This is a genomic window from Streptomyces sp. NPDC048650, assembly GCF_043199095.1.
Classification (GTDB): domain Bacteria; phylum Actinomycetota; class Actinomycetes; order Streptomycetales; family Streptomycetaceae; genus Streptomyces.
Window position 1 is genome coordinate 1,111,134 of record NZ_JBICVM010000001.1, and the last position, 20,184, is coordinate 1,131,317.

At 71.2% G+C, this 20,184-nt stretch carries 17 protein-coding genes; 8 read left to right on the forward strand and 9 right to left on the reverse strand.

Annotated elements, in window-relative coordinates; translation table 11 throughout:
* The first annotated feature begins 30 nt into the window (after positions 1 to 30).
* The 3 genes from ACGFML_RS05070 to cimA all read left to right on the forward strand — a co-directional run bounded on the left by ACGFML_RS05070 (position 31) and on the right by cimA (position 3,844).
* Entirely contained in the window at positions 31 to 369 is a 339-nt protein-coding gene (locus ACGFML_RS05070; protein ID WP_393540067.1) for a hypothetical protein, read from the forward strand.
* A gap of 230 nt (positions 370 to 599) precedes the next feature.
* Positions 600 to 1,928, forward strand: coding sequence for an MFS transporter (locus tag ACGFML_RS05075; RefSeq protein ID WP_393540069.1), 1,329 nt, complete (start codon positions 600 to 602; stop codon positions 1,926 to 1,928).
* Between the two features lie 305 nt (positions 1,929 to 2,233).
* Positions 2,234 to 3,844 carry a citramalate synthase gene (gene cimA / locus ACGFML_RS05080; protein WP_393540071.1) on the forward strand — a complete coding sequence of 537 codons (1,611 nt, stop codon included), beginning with the start codon at positions 2,234 to 2,236 and terminating at the stop codon, positions 3,842 to 3,844.
* 75 nt (positions 3,845 to 3,919) lie between these two features.
* Here the strand turns inward: cimA and ACGFML_RS05085 are convergent, their stop codons facing one another.
* Positions 3,920 to 4,540 carry a YceI family protein gene (locus tag ACGFML_RS05085; protein WP_393540073.1) on the reverse strand — a complete coding sequence of 207 codons (621 nt, stop codon included), beginning with the start codon at positions 4,538 to 4,540 and terminating at the stop codon, positions 3,920 to 3,922.
* Positions 4,541 to 4,784: 244 nt separating this feature from the next.
* Here ACGFML_RS05085 and ACGFML_RS05090 point away from each other — a divergent pair, with 244 nt between their 5' ends.
* The 4 genes from ACGFML_RS05090 (at position 4,785) to ACGFML_RS05105 (ending at position 10,120) form a co-directional block, all read left to right on the forward strand.
* Positions 4,785 to 7,208, forward strand: coding sequence for a polysaccharide lyase 8 family protein (locus ACGFML_RS05090; RefSeq protein ID WP_393540075.1), 2,424 nt, complete (start codon positions 4,785 to 4,787; stop codon positions 7,206 to 7,208).
* A 187-nt stretch (positions 7,209 to 7,395) separates the two neighbouring features.
* Positions 7,396 to 8,979 carry an acyl-CoA carboxylase subunit beta gene (locus ACGFML_RS05095; RefSeq protein WP_393540077.1) on the forward strand — a complete coding sequence of 528 codons (1,584 nt, stop codon included), beginning with the start codon at positions 7,396 to 7,398 and terminating at the stop codon, positions 8,977 to 8,979.
* Positions 8,980 to 9,033: 54 nt separating this feature from the next.
* Positions 9,034 to 9,234 carry an acyl-CoA carboxylase epsilon subunit gene (locus ACGFML_RS05100; RefSeq protein ID WP_393540079.1) on the forward strand — a complete coding sequence of 67 codons (201 nt, stop codon included), beginning with the start codon at positions 9,034 to 9,036 and terminating at the stop codon, positions 9,232 to 9,234.
* 226 nt (positions 9,235 to 9,460) lie between these two features.
* Positions 9,461 to 10,120, forward strand: coding sequence for a DUF4360 domain-containing protein (locus ACGFML_RS05105; protein ID WP_393540081.1), 660 nt, complete (start codon positions 9,461 to 9,463; stop codon positions 10,118 to 10,120).
* Positions 10,121 to 10,167: 47 nt separating this feature from the next.
* On the opposite strand, the gene ACGFML_RS05110 is transcribed toward ACGFML_RS05105, so the two are convergent.
* Entirely contained in the window at positions 10,168 to 11,448 is a 1,281-nt protein-coding gene (locus ACGFML_RS05110) for an MFS transporter (protein WP_393540082.1), read from the reverse strand.
* Between the two features lie 206 nt (positions 11,449 to 11,654).
* Between ACGFML_RS05110 and ACGFML_RS05115 the strand changes: the two genes are divergently transcribed.
* Entirely contained in the window at positions 11,655 to 13,427 is a 1,773-nt protein-coding gene (locus ACGFML_RS05115) for a dihydroxyacetone kinase family protein (protein WP_393540085.1), read from the forward strand.
* 112 nt (positions 13,428 to 13,539) lie between these two features.
* Here the strand turns inward: ACGFML_RS05115 and ACGFML_RS05120 are convergent, their stop codons facing one another.
* The 7 genes from ACGFML_RS05120 to ACGFML_RS05150 all read right to left on the reverse strand — a co-directional run bounded on the left by ACGFML_RS05120 (position 13,540) and on the right by ACGFML_RS05150 (position 20,176).
* A complete protein-coding gene (locus ACGFML_RS05120; RefSeq protein WP_073760799.1) occupies positions 13,540 to 14,118 on the reverse strand; it encodes an ATP/GTP-binding protein in 579 nt (192 codons plus the stop codon).
* Positions 14,099 to 14,713 carry a DUF742 domain-containing protein gene (locus ACGFML_RS05125; protein WP_393540087.1) on the reverse strand — a complete coding sequence of 205 codons (615 nt, stop codon included), beginning with the start codon at positions 14,711 to 14,713 and terminating at the stop codon, positions 14,099 to 14,101. The genes ACGFML_RS05120 and ACGFML_RS05125 overlap by 20 nt, the downstream gene beginning before the upstream one ends.
* A gap of 84 nt (positions 14,714 to 14,797) precedes the next feature.
* Complete coding sequence (locus ACGFML_RS05130; RefSeq protein ID WP_136742879.1) at positions 14,798 to 15,211, reverse strand: roadblock/LC7 domain-containing protein; 414 nt, start codon at positions 15,209 to 15,211, stop codon at positions 14,798 to 14,800.
* A gap of 10 nt (positions 15,212 to 15,221) precedes the next feature.
* Positions 15,222 to 18,344 (reverse strand): nitrate- and nitrite sensing domain-containing protein, encoded by a 3,123-nt coding sequence (locus ACGFML_RS05135; protein ID WP_393540089.1) that lies wholly within the window; start codon positions 18,342 to 18,344, stop codon positions 15,222 to 15,224.
* A 322-nt stretch (positions 18,345 to 18,666) separates the two neighbouring features.
* Positions 18,667 to 19,260 (reverse strand): ATP/GTP-binding protein, encoded by a 594-nt coding sequence (locus tag ACGFML_RS05140; RefSeq protein WP_393540091.1) that lies wholly within the window; start codon positions 19,258 to 19,260, stop codon positions 18,667 to 18,669.
* Entirely contained in the window at positions 19,241 to 19,651 is a 411-nt protein-coding gene (locus tag ACGFML_RS05145; protein ID WP_030087818.1) for a DUF742 domain-containing protein, read from the reverse strand. The genes ACGFML_RS05140 and ACGFML_RS05145 overlap by 20 nt, the downstream gene beginning before the upstream one ends.
* 111 nt (positions 19,652 to 19,762) lie before the next feature.
* Positions 19,763 to 20,176: a roadblock/LC7 domain-containing protein gene (locus ACGFML_RS05150; RefSeq protein ID WP_039632486.1), complete on the reverse strand. Its 414-nt coding sequence runs from the start codon at positions 20,174 to 20,176 to the stop codon at positions 19,763 to 19,765.
* Positions 20,177 to 20,184 lie beyond the last annotated feature (8 nt).

A 20,184-nucleotide genomic window follows, 5' to 3' on the forward strand; every position in this document is an offset into this window, starting at 1 on the left:
AACGAGGGAAACGAGGGGAAGAGCGACGTGATGTCATTCAAGAGGACTCCGCGCGCGGTCGTGGCCGTGCTGGGCGTCACCGTGCTGCTGGGCCTGACCGGGCCGGCGGCCACCGCCAGTGCCGCGAGCCCGGCCGGCGGCCGGGTCTCGGCCCAGAAGACCAAATGCGGCGTGCACACCGGCGGCAGCGCCGGACTCTACTACCACAACTGCTCGAAGAAGTACTGGCACAAGGTGCAGGTCGATCACATCATGGCGCCGGACCTCTACCCGTGCGTCAAGCCGGGCAAGGACGAGTTCCTGGGCACCGTCGCCCCGCTCCCGACGAAGGTGCGCGGCGCCAAGTACCTGGGACACTGCAAGCCCTGACCTCCGTCACGGCGCGAAGGAGCGGGTGCGGCCCCGGGGCGGCGCCCGCTCCTTCGCCGGTCGGCCCGTTTCCCCAGGTCTCGAGGTACGCAACGTACGCAATGACGCGTGATCGTTGTCGGCCGTCCTCTTGCCAGCCGCGGCCTCGATCGGCGACGGTGATCGCTGGTCGGCCTGATGGTCGCGGAAACGAGGAGGCCGGCGTGGCACAGCGCCCAGGGGAGACGGAAATGAGCGGTGACACCGCCAACTGGCGGAAGATCTGGGTGGGTTCGGCCGGGAACATGGTCGAGTGGTTCGACTGGTTCGTCTACTCCAGCTTCGCGGTGTACTTCGCGGGCTCCTTCTTCCCGGCGGGGAACGCCACCGCGCAGCTGTTCAACACCATGGCCATCTTCGCCGTGGGGTTCATCATGCGGCCCATCGGAGGCTGGCTGCTGGGTCGGGTCGGTGACCGCCGCGGACGCAAGGCCGCGCTGACGCTCACCGTCACCCTGATGTCGGCCTCGGCGGTCCTGATCGCCGTCGCCCCGACCTACGCGGTGGCCGGTTACGGCGGCGTCGCCGTGCTGCTGATCGCCCGTCTGCTCCAGGGCCTGTCGGTCGGCGGCGAGTACGCGGCGAGCGCGACCTATCTGACCGAGGCGTCCGCCGAGGGCAAGCGCGGCTTCGCCTCCAGCTTCCAGTACGTATCGATGACCGCGGGCCAACTGATCGGTCTCGGGCTGCTGATCGTGCTGCAGCACACTCTGTCCGATGACGCGCTGCACGGCTGGGGCTGGCGCATCCCCTTCATCATCGGTGCGCTGGGCGCGGCCGTCGTCTTCTATCTGCGGCGCAGCATGCTGGAGACCGAAGTCTTCGCCGAGGCGGGCGAGACCGTCGGGGGCGGCGCGGGGGAGGAGGCCGGGCGCGGCACCCTCAAGGCGCTGTGGCAGCACAAGCGGGAGGCGTTCCTGGTCATCGCCCTGACCATGGGCGGCACCGTCGCGTACTACACGTACACCACCTATCTGACCAAGTACCTCTCGGGGACCGCGGGCCTGCCCAAGCAGACCGCGACCCTGGTCAGCTTCTGCGCGCTGTTCGTGTTCATGTGCCTTCAGCCGCTCGCCGGTGCGCTCTCGGACCGGATCGGCCGGCGCCCGCTGCTGATCACCTTCGCGGTCGGCGGCACCTTCCTGACCGTGCCGATCATGTCGCTGCTCAAGCACGCCGGCAGCTTCTGGCCGGCGTTCGGCCTGGCGATGCTCGCGCTGGTGATCGTCACCGGCTACACCTCGATCAATGCCTGTGTGAAGGCCGAACTGTTCCCCACCGGGGTGCGCGCGCTCGGCGTCGCCCTCCCCTACGCGATCGCCAACGCCCTCTTCGGCGGCACGGCGGAGCCGCTCGCGCTGCGGCTCAAGCAGTCCGGCCTGGAATCCGCCTTCCCCTGGTACGTGGCCGGCTGTGCCGCCGTCTCGCTGGTCGTCTACCTGACGATGCGCGAGACGCGCGACATCGACCTCCACCGGGTCGGCAAGGACACCGATTCCGCGCGCGTGCTCGCATCCTGAGACGGGCGGCGGCACGGGGGCGGCGGTGTGCCAGACTGCCCCCGTGCTCTCGTTCGCCATGATTATTGGCAGCAGGCGCGCCGGTCCGCAGTGACCGCCCCGTACGAACCGAGTACGGCGCGGCCATCGTCGTCCCAGACCCGCGCGCAGACCTCTCGCACCCGCGAGAGGTTTTTTCGTTTCCGGCCCACCCGTCACCGGAGGCGGAGCGCGAGGGACCATGGAGGGACGGTGGAACCGGTCTCCCCTGGCCTCCGGCATGGGGGACCCCAGGTAGACCGAGACCCGACAGGAGCCAGACCAGCATGACGGACGTACCCGAACACGCCGTGTCCGACGAATTCCATGTGTTCGACACGACGCTGCGCGACGGCGCGCAGCGCGAGGGCATCAACCTGACCGTCGGCGACAAGCTGACCATCGCCCGGCACCTGGACGACTTCGGCGTGGGCTTCATCGAGGGCGGCTGGCCCGGCGCCAACCCCCGCGACACCGAGTTCTTCGAGCGGGCCCGTACGGAGATCGACTTCCGGCACGCCCGGCTCGTCGCGTTCGGCGCCACGCGCAAGGCGGGTGCCCGTGTCGAGGACGATCCGCAGGTGGCCGCGCTGCTGGACTCCCAGGCCCCGGTCGTCACGCTGGTCGCCAAGTCCCATGTCGGCCATGTGGAACTGGCGCTGCGCACCACCCCCGAGGAGAACCTCGCGATGGTCCGGGACACCGTCGCGTATCTGCGCGAGCAGGGCCGCCGGGTCTTCCTCGACTGCGAGCACTTCTTCGACGGCTATGCGCTGGACCCGGTCTATGCCAAGCAGGTCGTGCGCACCGCGAGCGAGGCCGGCGCCGACGTCGTCGTCCTCTGCGACACCAACGGCGGGATGCTGCCCGCGCAGATCACCGCCGTCGTACGGACCGTCCTCGCGGACACCGGGGCGCGGCTGGGCATCCACGCGCAGGACGACACCGGCTGCGCCGTCGCCAACACCCTGGCCGCCGTGGACGCGGGCGCCACCCATGTGCAGTGCACCGCCAACGGCTACGGCGAGCGGGTCGGCAACTCCAACCTCTTCCCGGTCGTCGCCGCCCTGGAGCTCAAGTACGGGCGCCGGGTCCTGCCCGAGGGCAAGCTCGCCGAGACGACCCGGATCTCGCACGCCGTCGCCGAGGTCGTGAACCTCACCCCCTCCACCCACCAGCCCTACGTCGGCGTCTCCGCGTTCGCCCACAAGGCCGGGCTGCACGCCTCCGCCATCAAGGTCGACCCGGACCTCTACCAGCACATCGACCCGGCGCTGGTCGGCAACACCATGCGGATGCTGGTCTCCGACATGGCCGGCCGGGCCTCCATCGAGCTCAAGGGCAAGGAGCTCGGCATCGACCTGAGCGGCGACCGCGCGCTGGTCGGCCGGGTCGTGGATCGGGTCAAGGAGCGGGAGCTGGCGGGCTATACCTACGAGGCCGCCGACGCGTCGTTCGAGCTGATGCTGCGCGAGGAGGTGGGGGGCAAGGCACTGCGCTACTTCACCGTCGAGTCCTGGCGGGCGATCGTCGAGGACCGGCCCGACGGCACGCACGCCAACGAGGCGACCGTGAAGCTGTGGGCCAAGGGCGAGCGGATCGTCGCCACCGCCGAGGGCAACGGCCCGGTCAACGCGCTGGACCGGGCGCTGCGGGTGGGCCTGGAGCGGATCTATCCGCAGCTCGCCCACATGGAGCTGGTCGACTACAAGGTCCGCATCCTGGAGGGCACCCAGGGCACCGGTTCCATCACGCGGGTGCTCGTCTCCACCGGTGACGGACAGGGCGAGTGGTCGACGGTCGGGGTGGCGGAGAACGTGATCGCGGCGTCGTGGCAGGCGCTGGACGATGCGTATGCGTACGGACTGCTGCGGGCCGGAGTCGAGCCGCAGGGCTAGGGCCTGTCGTTTCGCCGCAGACGAACGCGAGGGCCCCGGCGCACCCGCCGGGGCCCTCGCGTTCGCGGTGTGCGGTCAGGCCTTGACCGCGGAGACGTCGAAGGTGAGCTTCGCCTTGTCGCTGACCATCACGCCGCCGGTCTCCAGCGCGGCGTTCCAGGTCAGGCCCCACTCGGAGCGCAGAATCTCGGCGTGGCCCTCGAAGCCGACCCGTTCGGCGCCGTAGACGTCGGTGGCGGAGCCGTTGAACTCCAGGTCGATGGTGAGCGGCTTGGTGACGTCCTTGATGGTCAGGTCGCCGGTGATACGGAAGCGGTCGCCGGCCACCTGCTCGGCGGCGGTGCTGCGGAAGGTCATCAGCGGAAAGGCCTCGGCGTCGAAGAAGTCGGAGCCGCGCAGATGGCCGTCGCGGTCCGCGATGCCGGTGTCGATGCTCGCGATCTTGATGTCGAGAGCGGCGGTGGAGCGGGTCGGGTCGGCGCCGTCGAGGTGGAGGGCGCCCTCGTACTCGCCGAACGCGCCGCGGACGTTGGTGACCATCGCGTGCCGGACCGTGAAGCCGATGCTGCTGTGCGCCGGGTCGATGGTGTAGTCACCGGTCAGCGCGGCGAGGGCCGGGTCCGCCTCAAGGACGGCAGCGGGGGCAGTGGTGCCGGCGGGGGCGGCGTTGCGCTTGGTGCGGGTGAACAGAGCCATGGCTCCTCCTCGGGGACGGTGCGCCGCGGTACGGCACGAAGGTTTTGTTTAATGTTCAACGAGATCGAGCGTAGCACCTTTAGTTCAATATTCAACCTACTGTCGGGGAGGGCGTCCTTCCGGGCGGGCTGCACGCGCCGTTCCGGCACGGTCATTGCCGCCGCCCGAGCGGCCGTGCTACACCGGCGGGAACTCCCAAGTGCGCAGCGCCACAGTCCAGTTGACGCCGTGGAGAGGACCGCCCGTGCCGACTGTCCCCGCTTCGTCCGCCTGGTCCCGCCGAGGATTCCTCACCGCCTCCACGGCGGGCGCGCTGGGCCTCTCCCTCGGCGCCGGGCCCGGGTACGCCGCCGCTGCCCCGGCCGCCCGGGACACCTACGCGGCGCTCCGCGCCCGCTGGGTCGGTCTCACCCTCGGCGCCGGCTTCGACCCCGCCGCGGCCCCGTACGCCGCCGCCCTCCAGGAGACCGGTCGCCTCGCCGCGGCGTACCGCGCGAGCATCCACCCCACCGACCGCTCACTGTGGCCGGACTGCCCCTACGACCCCCCGTCCGGCATCACCCGCAGCTACGGCCGACTCCACACCATGGCCCAGGCGTACGCCCAGCCCGGCACCGGCGCCGAGGGCGACGCGGACCTCGCCGCCGACGTCGTCGCCGGCCTCGCCCACCTCGACGCCACCGTCTACAACCCCCGCACCGCGCGCTACGGCAACTGGTGGGAGTGGCAGATCGGCACCCCCGGACTCCTCCTCGACACCATCGCGATCCTCGACGACCGGCCGGCGGGCGGCGGACTTCCCGACGCGCAGCGCGAGGGGCACCTCGCCGCCGTCGACCACTTCGTCCCGGACGCGATGCTCGGCGACTACTCCGGGACCAGCACCGGCGCCAACCGCGTCGACCTGTGCCGCGTCGTCGCCCTGCGCGGCGTCCTCGGCCGCGCCCCCGCCAAGATCGCCCTCGCCCGTGACGCCCTCTCGCCGGTCTTCCCCTACGTGACGCAGGGCGACGGCCTCTACGCCGACGGCTCCTTCGTCCAGCACACCTGGGTCGCGTACTCGGGCACTTACGGCTATGTCCTCCTGGACGGCCTGGGCCGGCTCCTCACCCTGCTCGACGGCTCGCCGTGGGCGGTCACCGACCCCGCCCGGCAGATCATCTTCGACAGCGTCGAGCACGCGTATGCGCCCCTGCTCCACAACGGCCTGATGATGGACACCGTCAACGGGCGCGCCGTCAGCCGCGGATATCTGCGCAGCGACGAGCGGCACATCCTGCGCAGCGACCACTTCCACGGGCATGCGCTGATCGCCGCCGTGGCCCTGCTCGGCGACGCCGCGAGCGACGCGGAGCGGGCGCGCTGGCACGGCATGATCAAGGGCTGGATCGCGCGCGACCGCACGCTGCCCGTCCGCACCGACCGGCAGTACGCGGTCGCCGACCTGGCCCGCCTCGCCGCCGTCGCCGACGGCCCCGCGCCCGCCGCGCCCGAACCCGTGGGCCACCGCCTCTTCCCGGCCATGGACCGCGCCGTCCACCGGCGCCCCGGCTGGGCCGCCGGCCTGGCCATGGCCTCCGACCGGATCGCGTACTACGAGAACGGCAACGGGGAGAATCCGCGCGGCTGGCACACCGGCGCCGGGATGCTCCTGTGGTGGGGCGCCGACTTCGGGGGCGACCAGTACACGGACGCCTTCTGGCCCACCGTGGATCCGTACCGGCTGCCCGGCACGACGGCGTCCGCCAAGCGGCTGGCCGACAACGAGGGCGGCGGCTGGGGTGAGCCCAAACCCGCCGCGCGCTGGGTGGGCGGCACCACGGACGGCGAATTCGCCGCCATCGGACAGGACCTCCGCGGCCTGGCCTCGACCCTCACCGCCAAGAAGTCCTGGTTCTGCCTGGCCGACACCGTCGTCTGCCTGGGCGCGGGGATCACCGCCCGCGACGGCGTGCCCGCCGAGACGGTCGTGGACAACCGGGCGCTGGGGGAGCGCGGCACCGCCGTCCTCACCGTCGACGGCGTCCCGCAGCCCGGCACGCTCGGCCGGACCGGCGCCTTCCGTCGCGCGCACTGGGCGCACCTCGCCGGCCACGGCGGCTACGTCTTCCCCGGCGGTGCGCCGCTGACCGTACGCCGCGAGGCGCGCACCGGCTCCTGGCACGACATCAACACCGGCTCCGACCCGACCCCGCTCACCCGCCGCTACCTCACCCTCTGGCACGACCACGGCACCGACCCCACCGACGCCCGCTACGCCTACCTCCTGATGCCGGGCGCAGGCGTGCGCACCCTCGCCGCCCGCGCCGCCGACCGGCACTGGCTGACCGTGCTCGCCAACGACGCCACCCGGCAGGCCGTGACCGTTCACTCGCTCGGCGTAACCGCGGCCAACTTCTGGCGGGCGGGCGCCGCGGGGGAGCTCACCAGCAGCGGCCCGGCGAGCGTCCTGGTACGGGAGCGCCGGCCCGGCCGGACGGCGCTGATCTGCGCCGCGGCCCCCGAGCGCAGCGGCGCGCCGCTGGAGATCGGCTGGGACCGGCCGGTCCGCGCGGTGCCGGCCCACGATCCGGCCGTCGAGGTCCTGGCCACCGCCCCGGCGCTGCGGCTGCGCATCACCCCCGGCACCGCCTGCGCCACCCACACCTGCACGGTCGCCCTGCGCTGACCGGCACGGACGTGGCCCGGCGCGTTTGTCGGCCCCATACAGACACCGGTGGCCCTCCTCACCCGTTCGGCGGCCTCGGTGCACCACCCCTACGGGACGGTTCTGTACTGCCTGCCCACCAAATCGGACTCGACGTTGTACGAAACCAACATCGGTGCGAAGGGGTTCGCCCACGTACCGTCGATACATGACCACTGTCGAAGATGCGCCCGCCGGTACCAACGACGCCCGCGGGCGCGTCGCCGAACTGCACGCCATCCGTGAGCAGGCTCGGCGAGGCCCCAGCGAGCGTGCGACCGAAGCCCAGCGTGCGAAGGGCAAGCTGACCGCCCGCGAGCGGATCGAGCTGCTGCTGGACGAGGGTTCGTTCAACGAGGTCGAGCCGCTGCGGCGGCACCGCGCGACGGGCTTCGGCCTGGAGGCGAAGAAGCCCTACACCGATGGTGTGATCACGGGCTGGGGCACCGTGCACGGCCGGACCGTGTTCGTCTACGCCCACGACTTCCGGATCTTCGGCGGCGCGCTGGGCGAGGCCCACGCCACCAAGATCCACAAGATCATGGACATGGCCATCCAGGCCGGTGCGCCGCTGGTGTCGCTGAACGACGGCGCGGGCGCCCGGATCCAGGAGGGCGTCTCCGCGCTGGCCGGCTACGGCGGCATCTTCCAGCGCAACACCAAGGCGTCCGGTGTCATCCCGCAGATCAGCGTGATGCTCGGCCCCTGCGCCGGCGGCGCCGCCTACAGCCCCGCCCTCACGGACTTCGTCTTCATGGTCCGCGAGACCTCGCAGATGTTCATCACCGGCCCCGACGTGGTCCGCGCGGTGACCGGCGAGGAGATCACCCAGAACGGCCTGGGCGGCGCCGACGTCCACGCCGAGACCTCCGGCGTCTGTCACTTCGCGTACGACGACGAGGCGACCTGCCTGGAGGAGGTCCGCTACCTCCTGTCGCTGCTCCCGTCCAACAACCGGGAGAACCCGCCGACGGTCGACTGCGAGGACCCGGCCGACCGCAGCGGCGACGCCCTCCTGGACCTGGTGCCGGCCGACGGCAACCGCCCGTACGACATGCGCAAGGTCATCGAGGAGATCGTCGACGACGGCGAGTACCTGGAGGTCCACGAGCGCTGGGCGACCAACATCATCTGCGCGCTGTCCCGCCTGGACGGCCGCGTGGTGGGCATCATCGCCAACCAGCCGCAGTCGCTGGCCGGCGTCCTGGACATCGAGGCGTCGGAGAAGGCCGCCCGCTTCGTGCAGATGTGCGACGCCTTCAACATCCCGATCATCACGCTCCTCGACGTCCCCGGCTTCCTCCCGGGCGTCGACCAGGAGCACGGCGGCATCATCCGGCACGGCGCCAAGCTGCTCTACGCCTACTGCAACGCGACCGTCCCCCGGATCTCCATCGTGCTGCGCAAGGCCTACGGCGGCGCCTACATCGTCATGGACTCCCAGTCCATCGGCGCCGACCTGACCTACGCCTGGCCGACGAACGAGATCGCCGTGATGGGCGCCGAGGGCGCGGCCAACGTCATCTTCCGCAAGCAGATCGCCGAGGCGGACGACTCCGAGGCCATGCGGGTGCGCATGGTCAAGGAGTACAAGTCCGAGCTGATGCACCCGTACTACGCGGCCGAGCGCGGCCTGGTGGACGACGTCATCGACCCCGCGAACACCCGCGAGGTGCTGATCCGCTCCCTGCACATGCTGCGCTCCAAGCACGCGGACCTGCCGGCCCGTAAGCACGGCAACCCGCCCCAGTAGTCGCTTTCGCAGTCACCGCCGACCACCACGACGAAGAAGAAGAGAGAGCACGCTGTGAACTCCGCCGATCGACCCATCCGCGTGGAAAAGGGCCAGGCCAGTGAGGAAGAGCTCGCGGCCCTGACCGCCGTTCTCCTGGCCCGCGCCGCCCACCGCCCGGCGGCCGTCGTGGCCGGCCCGCGGCACACCGCCGCCCGCTGGCGCCGGCTGGAGCGCCAGGGCGGCTTCCACGGCGCGACCAGCTGGCAGCGCTGACCCGGCCAGGACGCTCATGGTGCGAGAGGGGCCCGTGGTCACCACGGGCCCCTCAGCCGTTCCTCGGAGCTGCCCACCGCCCGGAAGGCCGAATCAAGGCGTAGGTTCACCCCAACCCTGTGGAGCAGAGCTGTTCACGGGGAGATCCCCGTGCTGGCATGCGCTCGTCATTCCTCTCCTGGAGTTCCCGCACCGCGGGCCCTAGGACGACCGGAAGGAAGTGCCCATGCTCAGCACACTCGGTGCTGGTGCCGCCGTGGCATCCCTGCTCCTCGCCGGATCGGCATCCCCCACCCCGCTCCACCGCGCCGGCGACGAACCGCCGACCGGCAAGATCACCATCACCGTCGCCACGGTCAACGGCTCGGGCTGCAGACCCGGCAGCGCCGCCGTGGCCATCGCGCCCGACAACACCGCCTTCACCGTCACCTACAGCGAATACCTCGCCCAGGCGGGCGGCGACAGCAAGCCCACCGACGCCCGCAAGAACTGCCAGATCGCGCTGAACGTGCACGTCCCGCAGGGCTTCACCTACGCCGTCGCGCGGGCCGACTACCGCGGCTACGCCTCCCTGGCCCCCGGTGCCAAGGGGCTGGAGCAGGCCGGCTACTACTTCCAGGGCCAGCAGGAGACGGCCCGTAAGAGCCACACCTTCAGCGGCCCCTACGACACCAACTGGCAGACGTCGGACGAGACGGATGTCGACGCACTGGTCTACGCCCCGTGCGGGGAGCAGCGCTACTTCAACATCAACACCGAACTGCGGGTGGACACCAGGTCCGCCCGGACCGCGGCCACCAGCTTCATGGCGATGGACTCCACCGACGGCAGCATCAACACCCTCTACCACTTCGCGTGGAAGGAGTGCCCGGCCTCGACCCGGTGACCGCCGGCCGGGGCCCGTACGCGCTGCGTGCGGGCCCCGCGGGGCGGTCAGGCGCCGACGGCCGCGGGCTCGGCCGCCGGTGCCGGGGAGCGCGGCGACTCCCCGGGGAGCGTGAGGTACAGGGTCAGCACCGCCGAGACCACGTACAGCGCGGCGAAGATGATGACCACGCCGCCCGGCCCCAGCGGGCCGAGGAAGAGACTGACGACGGCCGGGCCGACGAACGCCGCGCCGCCCGCGCCCAGGTTGAGCAGCGCCATCGCGCCGCCCTTGTTGTCGGGGGCCAGGGCCGGCACCAGGGCGGAGATCGACACGAACCCCGCGAGCGTGACGCCGTAGAGCATGCCGACCGCGATCGCGACCCAGTAGTGGCTGCCCACGGCCTTGGGGACGAAGTAGAGGGTGAGCGTGGTCACCGCGCAGCCCAGGCCGCCGAAGGTCGCGATCGTGCGGCGCCAGCCGATCCGGTCGCCGATGGCGCCGAACAGGAGATTGCAGAAGACGTTGGTGCCGTAGATGACGGCGAGCAGGGTCAGCCAGCGGCCCTGGCCGAAGCCCAACTCCTTGGAGAAGAAGGTGGGCAGGAAGACCAGGAAGCCGAACTCCGGGGCGGTGTTGATGATGCGCACGACGCAGCCGACGGCGACCTTGGGATGGGTCCAGGCGATGGACAGGCTGGAGAGCAGGGACTGGACCGGCCGGACCCCGGGCGGCGCCAGGCGCGCGTAGCCCGTGCGCTCGCGGACGCCGAGCAGGCAGCAGGCACCGCCGATGGCGATGATGCCGAGGGCGACCCAGAGCGTGCCGAACTCGCCGAACCAGGGGTTGGTCACGCCCGCGACGAGCGAGCCGAGGGTCGGCAGCCCGCCGGTGAAGGCGACGTAGAACCAGCCGACCGCGGTGCCCATCCGCGCGCTGGGCGCGGTGGCGGTGATCCAGACGAGGAAGCCGAAGGCGAAGAGCGGGTAGCCGAAGCCGCGCAGGCCGTAGAAGACCAGCATGAGCGGGTAGTCGTGGGGGCCGAGCGCGAGGGTGAGGTACAGGACGTCGAAGACGATCCAGACGGCCAGGCCCAGTTGCATCACCCGGCGCGGGCCCCACAGGTCCGACAGGGCGCCGGAGAGCCAGGAGGCGAGCATCACGGTGATGCCGTAGGCGGTGATCACGTACGAGGCGTGGATCTCGCTGCCCGCGCCGTGGTCGGCCATGTAGGGCGCGATGAACCCGGACTCCACGCCGTCGCCGACCATGAAGAGCAGCACGCCGAGATAGCCGAGGACCAGGGGCTTGGGGATCCCGATCCGGTCGAGGAGAGTGGGTGGTGCCATGTCGCGCCTCCATGGGGCGGGTGGGCCGCTGCCGGGTGGGTGTGATGCGAGCAGCATGAATCCTGTGAACTTCACATGCAAGGTGTGATGAATGGATTCCTGGGGCGAGAATCTCTCAAGTTGTCTGTGATTTGCGCCGCGAGGGGTGACGGATTTGTGATCTGGGTGTTAAATCCAACAGGGACGAAACAAAGGAGTGTGCCCTGATGACGACCACCCCCGCCGGCCTCGGACACCACCCCGAGACCTTCCGTGAGGACTGGCTGGAGGGCCTGGCCGACGCCTACGCGCGCACGGTCCGCCGGGTCCCGGGCGCCTTCGGCGTCGTCGGCCGCCACGTCCCGCGCCCCGGCAGGGTCGCGGTCGTCACCGGCGGCGGCTCCGGCCACTACCCCGCCTTCGCCGGCCTGGTCGGCCCCGGGCTCGCCGACGCCGCCGCGATCGGCGACGTGTTCGCCAGCCCCAGCGCCGAGCAGGTCTACCGCACCGCACGGGCCGCGGACGGTGGCGCCGGCGTCCTGCTGACCTACGGCAACTACGCGGGCGACGTGATGCACTTCGGCCTCGCCGCCCGCCGCCTCGCCGCCGAGGGCGTCGACACCCGTACCGTGCTGGTGACCGACGACGTGGCCAGCGGCCCACCGCCGGTCGACGGCCAGGACATCGACCCCTCCCGAGACCGGCGCGGCGTGGCCGGCGACTTCTTCGTCTTCAAGGTGGCCGGCGCGGCCGCCGAACGCGGCGACGACCTCGACGCGGTCGCCCGCCTCGCCGCCCGCGCCAACGCCATGACCCGCACCTTCGGCGCCGCCTTCGCCGGCTGCACGCTGCCCGGTGCCCAGCAGCCGCTGTTCACGGTCGGCGCCGGCACGACGGAGCTCGGCATGGGCATCCACGGCGAACCCGGCCTGCGCACCACCCGCGGCCTGACCGCCACCGAACTGGCCGACGAGCTGGTCGACAACCTGCTGGACGAACTCCCGCCGACGCCGGGCGCCGACGGCCGGGTCGCGGTCCTCCTCAACGGCCTGGGCCGGACCAAGTACGAGGAGCTGTTCGTCGTCTACCGGCAGGTCAACCGGCGACTGCGGGCGGCGGGCCTGCGCCCCCACCGCCCCGAGGTCGGCGAGTTCGTGACCTCCTTCGACATGGCCGGCGTCTCCCTGTCCCTGATGCCCCTGGACGACGAACTGGCCGCGCTGTACGACGCCCCCTGCGACACCCCGGCCTTCCGCAGCCTGCCGGGGACGCATCACGAAGCGGACGACCTGCGCGCCGACGCCCCGGCCCCCCGACCGGACCGCCGCGCGGCCGAGAGGACGCCGACCGACCGGCCCGAGGAGGAACCGCCCGCGACGAGGGCGCTGCGCGCCGCCCTGGAACAGGTCGCCCGGCACGAGGACGAGCTGGGGCGGCTGGACGCGGTGGCCGGCGACGGGGACCACGGCATCGGCATCGTCCGGGGACTGCGGGCCGCCGTGGCGGCCGCCCGCGCCGCCGAAACCGGACCGGCCGACGACCCCCGCTCGGCGGGCACGGCACTGCTCGGCGCCGGACTGGCCCTCGCCGACGCCTCCGGCGGCGCCTCGGGTGCCCTCTACGGCGCGCTTCTCGCCGAAACCGGTGCGGTACTCACCAAGGGCGGGCCCGGCCCCTGTGACGCCGCCCTCCTGGCGGACGCCGCCGACGCCGCTCAGCGGGCCGTCACCGCCCTCGGTGGCGCCCGGGTCGGCGACAAGACCCTGCTGGACGCCCTCGACCCGTTCCGCCGCGAACTGCGCGCCCGGGCCGGGGAACCGCTCCCCAAGGCATGGCAGGCCGCCGCGGAGGCCGCCACCCGGGCCGCCGCCGACACCGCCGCGCTCGTCCCCGCCCGCGGCCGCGCCGCCCGGATGGGCGCCCTCGGCCACGGGCACCCGGATGCCGGGGCCACCTCGCTCGCCCTGATCCTCACCGCCGTCGGCGAGACCCTTCGCTGAGGGAGGCGGCCCGGACACGCCGAAGGCCCCCGCACCTGGCAGGTGTGCGGGGGCCTTTCGCGTGGCATGCGGCGCGTGCAGGCACGGGGAGCCCGGACGCGGCCGGCGGCACCTAGCGCAACCGGGCCATCAGCGCGTGCTCGACGAGCGTGATGAGCGCGCTCTTGGCCTCGCTGCGGTGCCGGGCGTCGGTGATGATGATCGGTGCGTCCGGGCCGATCTGCAGGGCCTCGCGCACCTCGTCCGGCGTGTAGGGCTGGTGTCCGTCGAAGCCGTTGAGGGCGATGACGAACGGCAGACCGCTGTTCTCGAAGTAATCGACCGCGGGGAAGCAGTCGGCGAGCCGCCGGGTGTCGACCAGGACGACGGCGCCGATCGCGCCGCGCACCAGGTCGTCCCACATGAACCAGAAGCGGTCCTGACCGGGCGTACCGAAGAGGTACAGGATCAGGTCCTGGTCCAGCGTGATGCGGCCGAAGTCCATCGCCACGGTCGTGGTCGTCTTGTCCGGCGCGTGCGTGAGGTCGTCGATCCCCGCCGAGGCGGAGGTCATCACGGCTTCGGTACGCAGCGGATTGATCTCTGAGACGGCCCCGACGAACGTGGTCTTGCCCACGCCGAAGCCGCCCGCCACCACGATTTTCGCGGAGGTGGTGGAGCGGGCTGCACCGCTAGAGCTTGCGAAGTCCACTGAGCACCCTTTCGAGCAGTGTCACATCTGGCTGTCCGCCGGCGGTCTCGTCCCCGCCGGGCTGATGGATGGCGACGAGTCCGGCCTCCGCCAGGTCGGCGACGAGGATCCGGGCGACGCCGAGGGGGATGGAGAGCAGGGCCGAGATCTCAGCCACTGATTTGATCTCGCGGCAGAGGTGGCAGATGCGCTGGTGCTCCGGCAACTGGCCCTGCAGCCGCGAAGGGTCGGCGGTCGTGCTGACCAGCGCCTCGATGGCGAGCTGGTAGCGCGGCCGGGTCCGGCCTCCGGTCATTGCGTACGGGCGCACGAGCGGGTTGTGCGTACCCCCGGTGGGGGCGGGCTCGGGCGCACGCCGCTGCGGCTGCACCGGCTGGATGCGGGGCGCCTGCGGCTGGTCGTACGGCGACGGCTCGTACGGCTGGGAGCCGTACTGCCGCTGCGGCTGCTGGCGCTGCGGCGGCCGCGGCGGTTCGGGCCGCTGCTGCCTGCGGCTGGGCGCAGACGGAAAGTTGAAGCGGTTGTTATGGGTCTCGCCCTGGTGTCCGGACTCCGGTCCGGAACCGTACGGGTATCCGCTAGGGGGCGTTGCCACGTCTCCTCCTCCAACTTGCCTGTCTGACGCCGGTCGCGCCACCGAACCATAAGGCGCGGTGGCGGGAAACGCACTGCCTGTCTGTTAGTTGAGAAGGCTGCCCTGCAGTTCGGCACGCAGATCGGGCGTCAGCACCGTGCCCGCGCGATCGACCAGTAGGGCCATCTCGTAACCGACGAGGCCGATGTCGCACTCGGGGTGCGCGAGAACGGCCAGCGACGATCCGTCCGACACGGACATGATGAAGAGGAAGCCGCGCTCCATCTCCACCACCGTCTGGTTCACGCTCCCGCCCTCGAAGATGCGGGAGGCGCCGGCAGTCAGCGAGGTCAGCCCGGAGGCCACCGCTGCCAACTGATCGGCTCTGTCACGAGGGAACCCCTCGGACATGGCGAGGAGGAGTCCGTCCGCGGAGACCACGACCGTGTGGGACACCCCAGGGGTGTTGTCCACGAAGTTGGTGATCAACCAGTTCAGATTCTGCGCCGCCTGGCTCATCGGGCTCACACTAACGCTCCTGATCGTAGGTGCTGCCGGGGCCGTAGCCCTGTTGGTCATTCTGGGGTTCCGCGCCCGCGTTGCGTCCCTGCTGGACACCGCGGCGCAGATTGCTCAGCCGGCCACGAACGTCCTCCGGGGCGCGGGAGACCTGGGGGCCGCCCTGCGGGGTCTGCTCCGCGGCGCCTTCGACCAGGTTGGCCTTGGGCACCCGCCGGGGGAGGCCGGAGGAGGTGACCCCGCCGGCCTTCGGCTCGCGCAGCTGCTCCGCTCGTTCCCAGCGCTCGTCGTTGGAGCTGCGCCATGTGGAACCGTCCTGGCCGTTGACCGGTGAGCTCCGCTGCTGCGGGGGCGTCACCGGCTCCGGGGGCTGCTCCTGCCACTGCTGCTGAGGCTGCGGTGACTGCTGACCACGGCCTCCGCGGCGCGGAAGGCCGGCGTCGGTCAGCGGGGAGGAGTCGCTCACGGAGTGGCCCGGACGCTCGAATGTTACGCGCTCGGACGCATCCGCGGGAGCGGCAGTTGTATTCCGGTCGGATTCCGCTTCGGTCCCGAAGTAGCCATCGAACATGGGGCGTTCGGCCCGGTTGTCCGACTGGCCCGCATCTTCCAAGACGTACGGGTGCTGGCCCGTGGTCTGGGCGGAGCCCAGGTCGCCGAACGCCAGACTGCCGTGCGAGCGGTCGTCGTAGAGCGGCTGATCGGCTTCCGCATAGGTCGGGGCCGCGAAGCCCGGGAAGGGGTCCCCGGGACCGGCCGGCGCCTCGTCGCGGAAGAGCGGGCGGTCGTCCATCGGGAAGTCGCCACCGTGCTGGCCGCCCGTCTGGGCCTCCAGTGCCGCACGGCGCTCCTCGCGCAGCAGCGAGCGGCCCACCGGGTCCATTTCGGGGGAGTCCCCCTGGCCGAAGCCGGTGTCGTCGAAGCCCAGCTCGGCGGCGGTGCGCTGGTGGTCCTCGTACGGCGTGTGCGGCTGCTCCGGGACGATCCGGGAGACGGTGAAGTCGTCCTCGTAGTGGTCCTCGCCGCCACCGCCGTGGGTGATCGCCTCCGGCAGCATGACCAGCGAGGTGGTGCCGGCCTGCTCGCCCGAGGGGCGCAGCTGGACCCGGATCCCGTGCCGGTCGGCCAGCCGGCCGACCACGAAGAGGCCCATCCGCTGGGAGACCGCGGCATCCACGCTCGGGGGATTGGCGAGCTTGTGGTTGATGTCCGCGAAGTCCTCAGGGGTCAGCCCGATGCCCTTGTCGTGGATCTCGATCATGACCCGGCCGTCGGGCAGCCGGGTCGCGGCCACCCGCACCTTCGTCTGCGGCGAGGAGAACGTCGTGGCGTTCTCCAGCAGCTCGGACAGCAGGTGCACGAGGTCGGTCACGGCGGTGCCGTGGATCTCGCTCTCGGGGACACCGGTGAGTTCTATTCGCTCGTACGACTCGACCTCACTGGTCGCCGCGCGCAGCACGTCCACCAGTGGCACCGGCTGGTTCCAGCGGCGGCCGGGCTCCTCGCCGGCGAGGATCAGGAGGTTCTCGCCGTTACGGCGCATACGCGTGGCGAGGTGGTCGAGCCGGAAGAGACTCTCCAGCTGGTCCGGGTCCGCCTCGTTGTTCTCCAGGTCCGTGATCAGCGTCAGCTGACGCTCGATGAGGCCCTGGTTACGCGTCGAGAGGTTGGTGAAGATCGCGTTGACGTTGCCCCGCAGCAGCGCCTGCTCGGCCGCCAGCCGGACGGCCTCGCGGTGCACCTGGTCGAAGGCGCGGGCGACCTCGCCGATCTCGTCCGTGGTGGAGATCGGGATCGGCTGGACGCGGGTGTCGACCCGGCCCGGGTCCGTCCGCGAGAGCTGGTCGACCAGCATCGGCAGCCGCTGCTCGGCGACGCCGAAGGCGGCGGTCCGCAGCTGGCGCATGTTGCGGCTCATCCGGCGGGCCATCAGGCCGGCCACGACGAACGCGATGATCAGCGCCGCCAGCACGATCGCGGAGTCGACGAAGGTGGACTGCCGCGCGTCCTCGGAGATCTGCGCGGCCTCGTTGACCGCCTTGTCCGAGAGGTCCTTCTCGATGGACCGGTACATGTCGAACTTGCCGGTCGCCGCCGCGAACCAGGTCTCGGAGGTGACGGCCTTGGGGGCCAGCGTCTCCGGCGCCGCGCCCGAGGCGATCATGGCCGACATCTGGTCGATGGACGGCGGCGTACGGAACGGCCGGCCGACCGCCTGGGCCTGCGCCCGGGCGCGGTCCACCTGCTGCTTGGCCGACTTCTTCAGCGCGGCGGCGTCCTTCGTCAGCCGCGTCACGTCCTCGGGCGTGCCGCCGGAGGTGTACTCGCCGATGGCGATGCCCTCCAGGTAGCGGTACGACCCGAAGGCGGTCAGCTGGAGCTTGTGCTCCTTGCCGCCCTGCGGGGACGCCGGGTCGACCAGGAGGTGGGAGCCGATCGAGCGCTCGAGCGACACGGCGGCCTTCGCCAGTGCGACGGCGTAGACCGTGCGGCCGTAGGAGGTGATGTTGCCGGTGCCCAGGCCGAGTTCGTTGGCGAACTCCATCAGCGGGTGCTGGATCTGGACGTAGCCCTCTTCGGTCTGCACGCCGTGCAGCCGGGAGGTGTAGGCGACCTTGCGCAGCTGGTCGAGCTTGGGCTCCACCTTCTCGAACGAGGTGAAGCGGCGCTTGAGGCCGGGCTTGTCCGGCATGGCCTTGGCGGCCTGGCGGAAGGCGTCCGCGGCGTCATCGGTGGCGCTGCGGGCCTCTTCGACGGCCGGGTCGTCCTTCTTGCCCTTCAGGAGCGGGGCGGCGGTGCGGTCCCGCTCGTCGATCAGGGCGTTGCTGTAGGAAAGCGCAGCGCGAACGAGCTTCGCGGTGTTCTCCGCGTCCTGCGCCTCCTGCCAGGTGGCGAACGAGCTGTTGACCCGCAGGCCGCCGAAGACCAGCGCGACGAGCACGGGGATGAGCAGGATGGCGTTCAGACGGGTGGCCACGCGCCAGTTGCGCGGGGAGTACTTACCGCCGCTGACCGGAGGCTTCGCGACGGTGTTCTCGGACGCGTCGGATGCCGGCACGCCGCCCCGCGGCGGCGGGGTGAAGTTGCCCCGCCGCGGTTCCTGCGGCTCGGGGCTCGCTTTGCTTCGCCTCACTCGACCAACAACCTCTCGGCGCCGGCACGTACTTGCAGTGCCGTTTCTTCTGGGCGTTACTACTCCGTAGTTCAGCGAATTTCAGCACGTCAGGGCAGTGCCTTCCAAACACTGGGCGAAGCCGGAGAGGGCCCGTGAGAGGGAGCGATAAAAGGGGCGTTAAGGGCGAGCCCCGCCAAATGGCGGGGCCGTTGTGCGCACAGCGAAGCCGTACATGCGCGAGGGGTGTCGAACGACAGCTGATTCACTGTCGAAACGTTATGAAGCACATTCGCCGGCGTGTCGAAGGACACAGATCCATTTGCGCATACCGGGAACCCCGTTACTGGAGCCGGGCCATCAGGGCGTGCTCGACGAGCGTGATGAGCGCGCTCTTGGCCTCGCTGCGGTGCCGGGCGTCGGTGGTGATGATCGGCGTTCCCGGCCCGATCTGGAGCGCCTCGCGCACCTCGTCCGGCGTGTGCGGCTGATGCCCCTGGAAGCCGTTGAGGGCGATGACGAACGGCAGACCGCTGTTCTCGAAGTAGTCCACGGCCGGGAAGCAGTCGGCGAGCCGCCGGGTGTCGACCAGGACGACGGCGCCGATCGCGCCGCGCACCAGGTCGTCCCACATGAACCAGAAGCGGTCCTGACCGGGCGTACCGAAGAGGTACAGGATCAGGTCCTGGTCCAGCGTGATGCGGCCGAAGTCCATCGCCACGGTCGTCGTGGTCTTGTCCTGGACGTGGCTGAGGTCGTCGATCCCCGCCGAGGCGGAGGTCATCACGGCCTCCGTGCGCAGCGGGTTGATCTCCGAGACCGCCCCGACGAACGTGGTCTTGCCCACGCCGAAGCCGCCCGCCACCACGATCTTGGCAGAGGTCGTGGTGCGGGCCGCGTTCCCGTCGAAGCCGCTGTCAGAGCTTGCGAAGTCCACTGAGCACCCTCTCGAGCAAGGTCACATCCGGCGTGCCACCGGCTTCGCCACTGCCGCCGGGCTGGTGGATCGCCACCATGCCGGCCTCCGCCAGGTCCGCGACCAGGATGCGTGCCACACCCAGCGGGATGTGCAGCAGCGCCGAGACCTCGGCGACCGACTTCACCTCACGGCACAGGTGGCAGATCCGCTGGTGCTCGGGCAACAGCCCGGGCAGCTGAGAGGGGTCGGCGGTCGTGCTGACCAGCGCCTCGATGGCGAGCTGGTAGCGCGGCCGGGTCCGGCCTCCGGTCATTGCGTACGGGCGCACCAGCGGCTGGTCACCTTCGCTCCCGTACGGCGCTTGGCTGTAGGCACCGTACGGGCCGGAAGTGGCGGGTGGCGGGGTCATGGGTCCTCCGGGCGGGACAACTGACTGTCGTCGGGTTGGGCCGGTGGGGGGTGCGGCACATGGTGGGTGGTTCGGCTGGGCCGGCGGCGCTGCGGGCGCCTCGGCTCAGCCTCAGTTCAGCAGGCTGCCCTGCAGTTCGGCGCGCAGGTCGGGCGTCAGCACCGTGCCCGCGCGGTCGACCAACAGGGCCATCTCGTAGCCGACGAGGCCGATGTCGCACTCGGGGTGCGCGAGAACGGCCAGCGACGATCCGTCCGAGACGGACATGATGAAGAGGAAGCCGCGCTCCATCTCCACCACGGTCTGGTTGACGGTCCCGCCCTCGAAGATGCGGGACGCGCCGGAGGTCAGCGAGGTCAGGCCGGAGGCCACCGCCGCCAACTGATCGGCACGGTCGCGAGGGAAGCCCTCGGACATCGCGAGGAGCAGCCCGTCCGCGGAGACCACCACCGTGTGGGACACCCCAGGGGTGTTGTCCACGAAGTTGGTGATCAACCAGTTCAGGTTCTGCGCCGCCTGGCTCATCGGACTCA